General features: G+C 58.1%; 12 protein-coding genes. 4 read left to right on the top strand and 8 right to left on the bottom strand.

Features of this window, described 5'->3' with window-relative positions:
* Window positions 1-7: 7 nt before the first annotated feature.
* On the bottom strand, window positions 8-481 hold the full coding sequence (locus NLY37_RS15065) for a hypothetical protein (RefSeq protein ID WP_156933898.1): 474 nt from the start codon (window positions 479-481) through the stop codon (window positions 8-10).
* Window positions 482-1,111: 630 nt separating this feature from the next.
* On the opposite strand from NLY37_RS15065, the gene NLY37_RS15060 reads away from it, so the two are divergent.
* Window positions 1,112-1,585, top strand: a complete 474-nt coding sequence (locus NLY37_RS15060; protein WP_156933899.1) for a hypothetical protein — start codon at window positions 1,112-1,114, stop codon at window positions 1,583-1,585.
* 296 nt (window positions 1,586-1,881) lie between these two features.
* Complete coding sequence (locus NLY37_RS15055; RefSeq protein WP_245259978.1) at window positions 1,882-2,637, top strand: site-specific integrase; 756 nt, start codon at window positions 1,882-1,884, stop codon at window positions 2,635-2,637.
* Between the two features lie 205 nt (window positions 2,638-2,842).
* Here the strand turns inward: NLY37_RS15055 and NLY37_RS15050 are convergent, their stop codons facing one another.
* Together NLY37_RS15050 and NLY37_RS15045 are read right to left on the bottom strand one after the other, a co-directional pair.
* Window positions 2,843-2,998, bottom strand: coding sequence for a hypothetical protein (locus NLY37_RS15050; protein ID WP_023741158.1), 156 nt, complete (start codon window positions 2,996-2,998; stop codon window positions 2,843-2,845).
* A 396-nt stretch (window positions 2,999-3,394) separates the two neighbouring features.
* Complete coding sequence (locus NLY37_RS15045; RefSeq protein ID WP_023741159.1) at window positions 3,395-3,592, bottom strand: hypothetical protein; 198 nt, start codon at window positions 3,590-3,592, stop codon at window positions 3,395-3,397.
* Between the two features lie 2,107 nt (window positions 3,593-5,699).
* On the opposite strand from NLY37_RS15045, the gene NLY37_RS15035 reads away from it, so the two are divergent.
* The gene (locus tag NLY37_RS15035) at window positions 5,700-5,885 is read left to right on the top strand and encodes a hypothetical protein (RefSeq protein WP_023681021.1); all 186 of its coding nucleotides are present in this window, start codon (window positions 5,700-5,702) and stop codon (window positions 5,883-5,885) included.
* A 172-nt stretch (window positions 5,886-6,057) separates the two neighbouring features.
* Here the strand turns inward: NLY37_RS15035 and NLY37_RS15030 are convergent, their stop codons facing one another.
* Both NLY37_RS15030 and NLY37_RS15025 read right to left on the bottom strand, forming a co-directional pair.
* A complete protein-coding gene (locus NLY37_RS15030) occupies window positions 6,058-6,261 on the bottom strand; it encodes a hypothetical protein (RefSeq protein WP_156933900.1) in 204 nt (67 codons plus the stop codon).
* Window positions 6,262-6,606: 345 nt separating this feature from the next.
* The gene (locus tag NLY37_RS15025) at window positions 6,607-6,978 is read right to left on the bottom strand and encodes a response regulator (protein WP_023670881.1); all 372 of its coding nucleotides are present in this window, start codon (window positions 6,976-6,978) and stop codon (window positions 6,607-6,609) included.
* Between the two features lie 503 nt (window positions 6,979-7,481).
* On the opposite strand from NLY37_RS15025, the gene NLY37_RS15020 reads away from it, so the two are divergent.
* Window positions 7,482-8,174: a N5-glutamine methyltransferase family protein gene (locus NLY37_RS15020; protein ID WP_023741160.1), complete on the top strand. Its 693-nt coding sequence runs from the start codon at window positions 7,482-7,484 to the stop codon at window positions 8,172-8,174.
* A 54-nt stretch (window positions 8,175-8,228) separates the two neighbouring features.
* On the opposite strand, the gene NLY37_RS15015 is transcribed toward NLY37_RS15020, so the two are convergent.
* Genes NLY37_RS15015 through asnB form a run of 3 tightly spaced genes read right to left on the bottom strand, consistent with a single transcriptional unit; the run spans window position 8,229 to window position 12,124 of the window.
* On the bottom strand, window positions 8,229-8,495 hold the full coding sequence (locus NLY37_RS15015; RefSeq protein WP_023670883.1) for an acyl carrier protein: 267 nt from the start codon (window positions 8,493-8,495) through the stop codon (window positions 8,229-8,231).
* Window positions 8,496-8,550: 55 nt separating this feature from the next.
* The gene (locus tag NLY37_RS15010) at window positions 8,551-10,107 is read right to left on the bottom strand and encodes a class I adenylate-forming enzyme family protein (protein WP_031245987.1); all 1,557 of its coding nucleotides are present in this window, start codon (window positions 10,105-10,107) and stop codon (window positions 8,551-8,553) included.
* A complete protein-coding gene (gene asnB / locus NLY37_RS15005) occupies window positions 10,097-12,124 on the bottom strand; it encodes an asparagine synthase (glutamine-hydrolyzing) (protein WP_023741162.1) in 2,028 nt (675 codons plus the stop codon). Before asnB ends, NLY37_RS15010 begins: the two co-directional genes overlap by 11 nt.
* Window positions 12,125-12,130 lie beyond the last annotated feature (6 nt).

Raw genomic sequence — 12,130 nt, 5'->3', positions numbered from 1 at the left:
CCGTCCCCTATCTCGCTAGTTGTTCTTGTCGATCAAGAAGTGTCGACATTGACCTGCCGCTTGCAGCGGCGTCGCTCAAAAATTGTGAACCGGTGAGGGCAAGTTCGCCTTCGCCCACTAACGGCCTGATCCTGGGAGAGAGCGCCGGACCAAATGAGTTCGCATTCAGACCAATGGCATGTGTACCGATGCCAAACGCCCACCCCCCGGAGTCTGGCAAACACAGCTTGATGCCTGCTAGATCTTCGTAGGCAGCAGCGGCCTTCTTCGGATCGGTCGAGGCGGAAAACTCATCATTCGGAGAGCAAAGTGCGATTTCGGCCAGATCGCTACTCGACCCATTGAGAGATATAATGGTCAGAACGGTGGAAATAGGGACGAGCGCATTTTCGGCTAAGCGGTAGGTATAGTCTCCGCCCTGTGGCGTATCAGAAAGCAACGTCGACATTCCGTCGGCGTGTATGATTTGAGAAGCAGCCATTATAACCCCTTACTCATACACAGATGCCCCCACATCCGTTTACCGACCGCACTTAAAAGACAAAGCACTTGCTATCAAAACTCATAGACTTCGTAAGCGCACCCAACCGCCGCTATGTTACGCCTTGCGAACGGCTGACTCAGCAGTACCGTTTACGGATGGCGGCTCGATGTTGATGATGATGATGATGTTGCGACGAGATTGGTCGCCGCGCTGCGTCTCCCCATTGCGTCGGCAAACTCGTCGGCTGCCGATCATGTTTTTAAGAAAATGCTTATATTAGGAGATTATTAACTCTTCCGAGGGGGAGTCGTCAACATTCGACTAGCGTGACAGTTAACAGTCAAAATAAAACGTGCACGGAACCGGCTGCGGACCGCCTTCCAGAAACGCATGCCCCAGCGAGGGGAATGTGTAGCAGCAACCGCCGATCTCATGGACATTTGCGTTTCACGGTGTCGGTTGCTGTAACCATCTGAGAAGGTCCCAAGAGTCCGAATTTCCGCACCTCGCCTCATGTCGGAGCAAAATAATACAGGTGCATCGAAGTTCGAATAATACAGTTGTATGATTATGGACCAAAAGCGGAAACCGCATCGCTTCCCTCAATCCACGTTGTTGGAGGCGGCATTGGTATCCAATGTCACTTTCAACGCGTGGCGAAAGCGAAACGGGCTTTTCCCTTGGACCAACGCTGACCGTAAGTGGAACACCTATTCTGGAGCTGAAATCACGACTGCGCGCACTGTGGTCGTTCTGACTAGTGCTGGCATGGCTGCATCTCGTGCGGTCTCCGCCGCGATGGCACTTTTGCCTATGTATCGCGCGGCTTGGGAGACGGGCAGCCCGTTGATGGAAAGTGATCCTGTGTTGGCCTTGTCTTTCGACCAGGAAGGGCAGGGATGGTCTGATTTCGATGCATCTTCTCCGGTAGGAGAGGTAATTAGGCGCGAGCAATATCCGGTTTCGATCATTCTCAGGCCGGCTCGAATTGTCCTGGAAGTCTTAATTGGGATCGAGAAGGTGATGGGGCTGCCCGTCAAGGATCTGCTCCAGGCAGTTAATCCAAAACCTCACGAATCTTTTGGAAAACGCGGCGGCTGAAAAGGCGGGAGCAATCCAAAATGGCCGGCACACTGATCTCCTTCAAAATTGCCGATATTGCGCGCGCGATCAAGAGCGCACGCTAAGGCAACTTGGAGCCTGGCAGGGTAGAAATAGATCCGGCGACGGGCAAGATCGTGGTCATCGCCGCTACACATACGAGCGAACCGGAAAACCCCATCGACCAGTGTATAAAAAATCATGCGCGTTCGTCTTAAGGGGCTGAACAGCCGCACGAAACAACTCGCCGACGGCAGCCTCGTCACCTACTAGTGGGCTTGGAAGGGCGGGCCACCTTGCCTGGCAAGCCTGGAGATCCCGAATTCATCGCGGCCTACAAAGCTGCCGCCGCGACCAAGGCCAAGCCGCGCCAGGGCGCGCTCCTGTCCGTGATGAATGAATTTCAGGCCAGCTCGGATTTGGATGACCTGGCGCCGCGCAAGCAAGCCGACTATGTCAAGCTGATCAAGGTTATCGGAAAGAAATTCGGTGACTTCCCGCTGTCGGGCATGAGCGACCGCCGCACGCACGGCATCTTCATGGAGTGGCGCGACGAGCGCGCCAAGGCATCGCGCCGACAGGCAGACTATGGCTGGCAGGTGCTGGCGAGGATCCTGTCCTGGGGACACGGTCGCGGCCTTGTGTCAGCCAATCCTTGCGAGAAGGGCGGGCGCCTCTATCGCGGCACCAGGGTGGCTAACGTCTGGACTGCCGCCGATGAGGCCGCATTCTATGCCAGCGCTCCCGCGCACCTGCATCTGCCGCTCACACTGGCCTTGTGGACCGGCCGGCGCCAGGGCGACCTGCTGCGGCTCACTTGGCAGCAGTATGACGGCAAGGTGATCCGCCTGCAGCAATCCAAGACCGGAACTCGTGTGGTCATTCCCGTCGGAGGGCCGCTCAAGGCGTTGCGCGACAAGGTCGGGCAGATACTTTTGAACAGCGACGGCGTGCCATGGACCTCCGATGGCTTTCGATCATCGTGGCGCAAGGCCTGCGCCTCGGCCGGGGTGGTCGGAGTGACCCTCAATACATTCGCGGGACTGCTGTAACGCGCCTGGCGCTCGTCGAGGCCTGGGTGCCGGAAATCGCAACGATCACCGGCCACAGCCTTCCTCAACCGAGATCCGGCGCTCGGCGAAAGCGCCATCCGCAAGCTCGAAACGGAAACAAAAATTACCGACTGTGCGTCCGACTGACACGAAATATTCTAATGATCAAACGGAAAAATCGCTTTCTGGGGAACCTGGATTCGAATCATAGCTGCAGGTCACGTCGCACCTTTACCGGATAGCCGTCGGCATCCTTGCGCTTGTCGAACTGCTTGGAGCGGCGATTGCCGCCGGCATCGAAATAGTCGGCCAGCCAGCGGACTTCGACGGAGGGCAGGGTGCGTTTGCGGACTTTAGCCATTCCTATTCCTCGCGGTACTTTGGATAATGTTGCGTGGTGTGGGAGCGAGCTTGCCAGACCGGATAGCGTTCCGCCTCTTTCGCCAACTCTCTATCATTTCTTTCCGCGACGCTCCGATGGCCTCAAAACCTCTTGGCCGATGGGGACGTCTCCGGAGGCGTATTCATTCGCAAGCTTGATTGCTTCGCCCAACTTTGGATTGTTGGCGAATGGCGCAAGTTCAACCAAAAGATTGAACAGGTTATCCAGACCGGAACATTAGCGGCGACTAACGGTTAATGTCCGGCAGTGTCCGAGAGCGATGGCGGTACTGGCGCTCGATCTTGTCTATTTTTTCGGCCCGACCCTAGGCGACCTGCTGGGCAGCGTCATTTCGTTGCTGGCGTGTTTGGTGCTTTACAACGCTTTGGCTACGGACCGCCCGAACCGATAGGTCGGGTATAACCCGCGATCGCCAATTCCGAAGCCAAGGTCCAGGGCGACGCCAAGGAACAGCTTGCCGGCCATGTCGATGGCGAAGGCGCGTACAGGGCGCCATGCGTCTGTGCGGAGCGCTCTGAGGGACTTGGCAATGTCATCGAAGATCGTTTCCATCGGTCGAGTCTCCGAATCTGTGAATCCCCTGTTTGATCCGTCAAAGTCTAACGATCAGGGAAGCGCCATGAAAGCACGTGCAGTAACGGTTGATTCAACCATTGCTGGTATAAGTGTGGGGTGGGTGGCGGCTCCGACAGCTCGGGGGTGGAACTGAGTGCCGAAGCCGCCTGCGCAGCCAAGGTTGGGGTTTGACCGCGCCGTCCTATTCTGGGACAGCGCGGTCAACGATTCGTTAAAATGATCCGGACCTAATTAAGTCGGTGCTAATTGCGCCCTTCGGCCTTTTTGGGTCAGCCGGGAACATCCCCGCTCCGAGGCTGTTCGGTCACACCCGGCTCGTTCTCAGCGGTCCCTGCCGGTGACCAAGATGGCCCCTCACTCATCATGGTCGGCCCGCGCTCGGAAGCAGGCGCGGGCCATCCCTGCACAAACCCGGCGTCTCCAGATGTCAGCGCTCTGGCGCGAGCCGGACTGTATAACGATTGCGGATGTGGCTGTTAAAATAGACGCCCTTGGCAAAGGCAACTTTGAACGCAGCAACGGCATCAGCAGGTACGTCCAAAACCTCGTAATGCTTCCCGCACCACTGCGGCCGTTCTAGAGCATGCCTCAGAACGTTCTCAAACGAGGTTAGCTGGAGTGGACTTCATAGCGTCACGGGAAACATACGGAACGATACGGGAAGATTTCTGATTTTGGCCCAAGAAAAAACTAACAAAATCAAGGATTTTTAGACACCCTCCGGGCCACCAGTCGCCTTCATGCACAAGGCTTTGCGTCGAGGGTAGACAACCTGGTTAGACAGTGGGTTAGACAAACCGCTTCAGAAGCTTCGCCATGCCATCCACGGCGAGCCGCTCCTGCTCCGTCCTTGCTGTAAAGCTCTACGTGGTCCAGGACGTCGTGGCCGAGAATGCCTGCCGATTGTTTCGAGGTCGCGCCCTCCTTGGCCAGGTACTTCCCCAGCGTCTTCCGAAGTCCATGCAGCTTGCAGCCGGGCCCCATGCCCGCCATCTTGGTTCAGTGCGCCATCATGCCGGTCAGCGACTTTCTCAGAGAAGGAATTGCCGTAGGCGTTCAAAATCACCGTGTCGGCCGAACCCCAATGCTTCGGTGAGCACATAGGTGATCGTTAGCGCACTTCAAATGCGATCCGCTGCTCACTAATTACTTGATCCCGTAAATTACATGATCACGTATCGACTTTTGCATTGAAATCCCGAATTCGGTGGCCTTATAAAACTGACGTTGCCATTGCTCGTAGGTCTGCTGTGATGGATAACGCGGCTCCATTCCGCAAGGCCGTCCCTTGCGTCGAAGTGACAGAAACCTGGGGCGAATGGTTCGTCCGCGTGGTTGAGAAAGATCAGGAAATTGCCCGGTCATTCAATCAGGAATCGTTCGCGTTATCCTTTGCAGAAGGCCAGCGGATACGCCTAGGGCTAGCGAAGGTCGTGCGCCTGTAGGGCGCTGTGGGGCGGCATTGTAGGCATCCAAGCATGAGCGGAACCTAATTTGCAGCCGCAAATTAATGTCCAATGAATGAACTCCCAAACCGGAAAAAACTCGTGCCTGACCCTCAACCTCGGCGGGGCTCCAACAAAGGTGTGTTGCTAGCGGCTGCAGCGCTGCTGTTTGCCTTTCTCGCTCTTATTCTGTTTGGGTTTTTTCAGTAAGTGCGCGCGGCGCCGGCGTCCTAGAGAGGGCAGAGCACCTGCCGACGTGATCTTCGATCCGCTCGCGTCCCAGCGGCGGGCCGATCATCCAAGCCGGCTCGGTTCGTCGCTCCTGACGGGTTGATCGGTCCCACAGAGCAGGTTGATCATCGGCAATTTCTTGGCAGCGCCGGTATTCAACTCACGCCCAACGCGATTGAAAACTGAAGCTGGCCGTCCATCGTGACTGACGCAGCACGAGCCGAACAGGCGAGGCAAGCGCAAGCCTTGAGGCCCAACCTCGGACAGACGAATCACGCTCGTGCAGTCTGGAGACAGCGCAACGAGTTATTCATTCGGGCGCCTTCGCATCACCAGCGGAACGAAAGAGTTAATTGACGATTTACTAGGGAAGGATTGCAGGACGGAAAACATTGAGGATTGCTGCCATGACAATGTTGTTCGAACCACTCGACTCTGAAGGTTACAAGCGCAGTGTGGTCTACCATGCCGCACGCTTGTCCATGCTCCACAACCGAATGCTGAAGCGTTTCGACAAGGTCGATAAAGCGGCTGAAAAGGTTGAAGCCGAGGTGGAGCTGTTTGATGAAGCTGTTCGCACTCTCTACGAATGAGCGGCATGTTGACCGCCGACGTTCCTGCTAGCGCGTATACGGGCGCGGGTTTCACCGTTGCCCACCAGGCGATGTCGCGCCGCGTATTTGGGCTTGATAAGCACGATCTAATGTATACGATTCACCCAGCCGGCCTGGCTCCCCCGCCATCGGGCCGGTCAGGCCCGACGGTTCAACGCACCACCCCAAACGACTGTCGGGCCGCCAGGACTCTCACCGGGCAGCCGGGTTCATGCTTTGCCTTTTTTTCTCGAAAAGCGCGAGCTTGGTCATATAACCAATTCTGATTTTTGCATGGCATTGGGTGCAGTTGAAGTTGGATATCACCTTCAACCACGATCCCTTTTTTATGATGACATGAGAACAGTTTGGACATTCCAGTTCCAGGTACTCGTCCCCCATATCGTTTGAAATCGGCACTACACGACACTCCCCAACAGTTGCCCGTGAAACTTGCGCTTCGAGATCGGCCGGCACCTCCGTGCTCAAACCCCGAACGTGGGTCCTTGGCAGATGTTCCGCAATCCGACCTCTGGCGACCGGGATCGGACCTAAGTCCAAATCGCCGCCAACAGGCCGAGAAGTGGAACCCCGTCCTCGCCGGTCGTAGTCCGCCGTCCTCGTGGCCAAAGCGCCAATGTTGCCTTTTGTGAAACTGACCTCGCCCGGCCTACCAGGTCGCCAGGGCGCAACTCCGGCAATAATACGGTCGGAGCGAATGTCAGCGCGAAGCTGTGCGCAGGGACGCCAACTCGCTGACAGCAGCAAGGATGACAGCATCGGTTGCCGGCTTCGGCAGGAATCTGCAGTCGCGGAAAGCCGCGGGAACGTCGGCGGGGCCAAATCCCGACAAGAAGGCAAAGGGGATGCCTCGCGCCTGCAATATCCTCGCCACCGGCAGACCCGTTTCACCGTTCAGCTGGATGTCTAGCAACGCCACGTCAATCTTGTCCGATTCGACAAGACGCAGAGCGGCGGATACCGACGGCACAGGTCCGACCACCTGATAACCGGCGCGACGCAGCCGCGCGGCAGTGTCCTGCGCGACTAGCCATTGATCCTCAACAATCAGAACACTCACGCTTTCGCTCACGGCCCCTCTCTGCGATTGACCGGAAATGAGATGTCGATCCGAGACCTTCGGACAGTTGTTTCGACATGTCCGCAAACCTATAGGTAACCTCTCCATGCAGCAAGGTGAGGCTGATTCTGGAGCGCAGGCGCTTCCACCGACCACTTGCTGAATTACTGGAGCCGAAGATTAGCGCGTCAATGGAGCTGCGGTCCGCGCCTCCGCTCCATCAGAGGTGGATAGGCGTTTACCCTCTCCACGATCCGCAAAATCTAAAAGCCTCCGTACCACGCCATTGGCTCTTCAAAGCATCAGCAGCACCTCTCTCTCTCTCTCTCTCTCTCTCTCCATCTTGGGCGACCTGAGATTGCGGTCGGTCAATGAGCGTCAGAAGTGCGATGCACCGAGTTTGTGCCTGCAGTTTTTCGAAGGAAAGGCTTGAGAATTCATGATTTCGGAGCAGGTTTGGCTGGCGCATGAGCGCCGCAGATCTATACTGGGGAGATCAAGCGATGGGGTCGGCCATGAGCAAAGAGTTCAGTGTAGCTGATGCCTATGGCGCCGGCCGCGCCATCTTCATGGGACTTGAACTGCTGGTTTCGCCCGGTGCGCTCGTCCCCAGGCCTGAGACCGAGTTGCTCGGCAAGACCGCGCTTGGTGTGTTGCATCAGATGAACCTGCCGGCTCCGCGCATAGTTGATATGTGCTGCGGCACTGGGAATCTGGCGTGCGCGATCGCCTACCATGTGCCCAGCGCCCTTGTCTGGGCAAGCGATCTCACCGATGAATGCGTCGAAACGGCACGCCGCAACACCTCACATCACGGCATGGCTGAGCGTCTTTCGGTGCTTCAGGGCGACTTGTTCGACTCTCTCATCGGCCTTGGGTTAGACGGAACTATCGACGTAATCGTCTGCAATCCGCCTTACATTTCTGAAAAGCGGCTCGAGGGCGACCGCGCCCATCTGATCGAGCTTGAGCCGCGCGAGGCGTTCGCAGCCGGCCCTTACGGCCTGAGCATTCATATGCGCGTACTGAAAGACGCACCGCGATACCTGCGGCCTGGCGGCATCCTGCTCTTCGAGGTCGGGCTTGGCCAAGACCGACAGGTAGCGGGTCTGCTGGAACGCAGCAAGGCATTCGAGAACATCCGTTCGGTCTCGAACGAAGCGGGCGAGGGCCGGGTGGTTCTGGGGCAAGTCAAGACGCAGGCATGAATCCTGCGACAATCAGACCAAATACGGGGCTGCTCTGGGCGTTACGCTTACCCATCAGTTCATTTTGCGGATGATGTATTGCTCGATCCCCTGGATGGAATCGAGGTTTTCAGGCAGAAGCTCGCTATCCTCGACGGTAATGCCAAAGGTCTCCTCGATGAAGCCGATAATCTCAAGCACACCCGTCGAGTCGACAATGCCTTGATCGAGCAAGGATGCGTCATCCAGCAATGCCTTGACGTCGCTGACGTAGAAATTTGAAACCAAGAAACTACGAATCTGCTCGCTGTAGATTCCGGTGCGTTCCTTGATGGTCAACATGAATTCGTCCTCCGTGGCGTCACCATTAAATCAGCGACTTGGTTCTGGCCCCGCATCATGACAGCGCCGTTTTCTTGAGTTTTCCCGTGTCCGTCATCGGCAGGTTCGCCACAACGACGATGGATTTCGGGACCATGAAGTTTTCCAGACGCTTCTGGCACTCCTTCTGCAATTCCCTTTCGCCAATGGCTCTTCCATGCTCCATCACCACAAAAGCTTTCACCGCTTGCCCGAGGAGCTCGTCGGGAACACCGATGACAGCCGCTTCTCGGACTCCTGGAATGTCCATGAGTACGTTTTCCACTTCCCTTGGCGCCACCTTCTCGCCTCGCGACTTTATGATCTCATCCCCACGGCCGACGAAGTAGAGGTAACCCTCCGTATCCATCCGGCAGTAGTCGCCGGTGTATAGGACCTGCTCGCCGGGCAGCGGGCCGGGTTTGAGTTTCCTGGCCGTTGCCTCGGGCTTGCCCCAATATCCCTTCATCACCGTTGCGCCGCGAATGACGAGTTGGCCGACAACGCCGGGGCCTATCCGCCTGTCATGCTCGTCAACGATCCACATCTCCGTATTCGGGATTGCGATCCCTACGCTCAATGGCTTTCGCTCGAGGTCCTCTGGCGGCAAATAGGTGCAACGTTTGCATTCGGTGAGACCGTACATCGAATAGATGCGTGCACCCGAAAACAGCTCGCGAAGCATGAAAATATGCTTGAGGGGTAGGGCTGCCGCAGTGTTTGTGACGTAGCGGATGCTCGAGAAATCCTGGTCTTTGAGGGACCTGAGTTCGGAGAGTGCGGCAAAGATTGTGGGCACGCCAGGAAAGCCCGTAACCCCCTCCTGCCTGATCAACCCGAGGATCTGTGCCGGGAAAGCGAACGAGCGTTCGAGCACCAGCCGGGCGCCGGTACGAAAAGCCATGATCATCTGGTACAGTCCATAATCGAAGGCGAGGGGTAGGACATTGAGGATCACCTCGTCCTCGGCAATCGCCAGGTAGGAAGCGACAGACGCGCACGCGGCCATCATGTTTCTGTGCGTCAGCATCACGCCCTTGGGTTCGCCCGTCGACCCGGACGTGTAGATGATGGCTGCCAGATCAACATCGATGCACTGCCGTGCCGGCGGCGTATCCGCGCCATTGGCGAGGGCGGCGTCCCAGCGCACGGCAAACGGCAGCTGGGCGAGTTCGACGTCGTCGATCGGTCCCGATACGATCACTCGCAGAAGTGACGGGCAGCCGCGCGCCGGCTCGCGGAAGATCGCGTGCAGATGGCCGTCCGTGATGAGCGCCGTCGGCCGGCAGTCGTTGAGCAGATAATCGAGCTTGTCGCTCTTGGTGAGCGGGTTGACGATGCACACCACCGCATTCGCCTTTAGCACCGCCCAGAAGCTAACCACCGTCTCGACGGTGTTGTCGGCGAAGATCATCACGCGATCACCGCGAACGACGCCGGATGCGGCTAGGTCCCGGGCGATCGCGTTGGCTCGCGTTTCGAGTTCGAGGTAGGTGACACGCTGCCTGTTGCACACCAGCGCCACCTTACTTCCGTGTCGGACGGCTGAATGGGCGAGGTAGTCATGCAGCAATGGTACGGCATCATGCAACATGCAGGCGCTCTTCCCGATGTTCGCAGTCGACGTCGACGCTGAGTGTGCATTCGAGCGTTGCACTGGGACAACCCGCGACGAACTGCTGATGAAGAAGTTGGGTCGACAACACGCCGACCAGCGCCATGTTGTCGGCATTGGACAGGTCGCCATCGCCAGTTCTGGCCTGGCATTTGGCAAGCAGGTGCGTGACCGCCTTTGGATCGAAGACATTCGCCTCGCGCAGGGCCGCCTGCGAAACCGCCTCGCGTGCGTAATCCGGAGCGTCTGCGCCGACGAAGCAAAGCGCGTTGGGCGCACGGAAGGGCTGCTTCTTGCGGGCTATGATCTCGGAGGGCAGGATGGGTGCCGCCATGCGCTTCAGCACGTGCTTCTCGTCGAGGCCGCGGAGTTTGAAGGAGGGTGGCAGCGAATTCGCGAGCCTCACAAGTTCATCGTCCAGGAACGGGAAGCGCCCCTCGACGGAGTGAGCCATCAGCATCCTGTCGCCTTGCGAGGAGAGCAGATAGCCCGACATCAGTGTTTGCACCTCGAGATACTGGTCCTGCGCAAGAGGGCTCCAACGGGCAAACTGCGCGGGCAGACGGGCGAGCAACTCGGACACGGCGTCGCGGCCCTGCGTTCGAGCCCGCATATCGGCCGTAAACAAGCGCTTGATGGCACTGGTGGTTCGCCAGCGTGTTTCATGGGCAAAGCCCGGCGCGTCGTAAGCGTGAATATTTCGCCCGAAGAACTGACGCGCCATCGCCTGCTGTTGCACCGGCGAGCGGGTGAGATAGGGGTAAAGGCGTTCCAGGAGCCGAGAGCGTCGTGTCGAAGTCGGGTGGCGCCCCCAGAAGCGGCGGACCTTGCCTTCGCGGAACAGGTCGTAGCCGGCGAACATTTCGTCAGCGCCTTCGCCGGTCAGCACGACCTTGATGCCACGCTCGCGCACCAGGTGCGAGAGCAGGAAGAGTGGCGCCGGGGCAGTCCTCAGGATCGGGCGTTCGGTGTGTTGGATTACCTCCGGAAAGATTCCGGCTATATCTCTGCGCGAAACGACCACTTCATGGTGCTCACTGCCGATCGTCTCGGCAACCATTCGCTGGAAGCGGGTCTCGTCATATTCGGCGTCGGCAAAACGCAAGGAGAAGGTTTGGAAGCGATCGCCCGCGAAGCGCCTTGCGAGCGCGGCCACAAGCGAACTGTCCAGCCCTCCGGAGAGGTAGCACCCGACAGGCACGTCGGCGCGCACCATTCTGAGCGCCGTCGCGGACTCAAGAGCGCTAGACACGCGGTCCACCGCGTCGTTGGAGGACCCGGGGAACTCGCCCTGCCGCGATCCGAAATTGTCGGGATAGGAAGGCTGCCAAAAAATCCGCTCACGAACGGTGCCATCCTGATAGATGCGGACACGACCCGGCTCGAGTTCGTTGATTCCGTGGAAAACTCCTTGCGGCGGAACGACCGTCCAGAGCGTGAACGTCTGATCGATGCCGGCTGGATCAAGGGCGCGAGGTATGGTTCGATCGGCCGCGAAAATGGCTTTCACTTCGCTGGCGAAATAAAGCCGGTGCGCATGCTCGCTGAAATACAGCGGGCAAATGCCGAAGCGGTCGCGCGACAATATGAGACGATTGGCCACTGAATCCCAGATCGCAATTGCCCATTGGCCGTTCATCCGCTCGAAGGCCGTTTCTCCCCACTCACGATAGGCGTGCAGCGCGACCTCCGTGTCGCTGCGGGTTCGGAAGCGGTGGCCGAGCGCCGTGAGTTTTTCACGCAATTCGACGTAGTTGAATATCTCGCCGTTGAACACGATCCACGTCGTATCGCCTGTATCCGCCATCGGCTGCTGGCCACCGGAAAGATCGACGATGGACAGGCGCACATGCGCCAGCCCCGCGCGTCTGTCCCGGTAGAGACCGCGCCCGTCGGGCCCGCGATGCGCCAGCGCGCCCATCATCTGCATCAGCGCCTGCCGCGAAGGAGAAGCCGCTGTGGCATTCAGCGCCACGATTCCACCGATGCCGCACATGCTCGG

This window comes from Mesorhizobium sp. C395A (assembly GCF_030323205.1).
Taxonomy (GTDB): Bacteria; Pseudomonadota; Alphaproteobacteria; order Rhizobiales; family Rhizobiaceae; genus Mesorhizobium.
The sequence above is the reverse complement of the archived record's forward strand: the minus strand, read 5'-3'. Positions and strand labels throughout refer to the sequence as shown.

Coding starts and splice junctions, on each gene's coding strand:
- NLY37_RS15050 (WP_023741158.1), bottom strand. CDS start 2,998: ATGGCTAAAGTCCGCAAACGCACCCTGCCCTCCGTCGAAGTCCGCTGG.
- NLY37_RS15020 (WP_023741160.1), top strand. CDS start 7,482: ATGAGCAAAGAGTTCAGTGTAGCTGATGCCTATGGCGCCGGCCGCGCC.
- asnB (WP_023741162.1), bottom strand. CDS start 12,124: ATGTGCGGCATCGGTGGAATCGTGGCGCTGAATGCCACAGCGGCTTCT.
- NLY37_RS15035 (WP_023681021.1), top strand. CDS start 5,700: ATGACAATGTTGTTCGAACCACTCGACTCTGAAGGTTACAAGCGCAGT.
- NLY37_RS15045 (WP_023741159.1), bottom strand. CDS start 3,592: ATGGAAACGATCTTCGATGACATTGCCAAGTCCCTCAGAGCGCTCCGC.
- NLY37_RS15010 (WP_031245987.1), bottom strand. CDS start 10,107: ATGTTGCATGATGCCGTACCATTGCTGCATGACTACCTCGCCCATTCA.
- NLY37_RS15065 (WP_156933898.1), bottom strand. CDS start 481: ATGGCTGCTTCTCAAATCATACACGCCGACGGAATGTCGACGTTGCTT.
- NLY37_RS15030 (WP_156933900.1), bottom strand. CDS start 6,261: ATGTCCAAACTGTTCTCATGTCATCATAAAAAAGGGATCGTGGTTGAA.
- NLY37_RS15015 (WP_023670883.1), bottom strand. CDS start 8,495: ATGTTGACCATCAAGGAACGCACCGGAATCTACAGCGAGCAGATTCGT.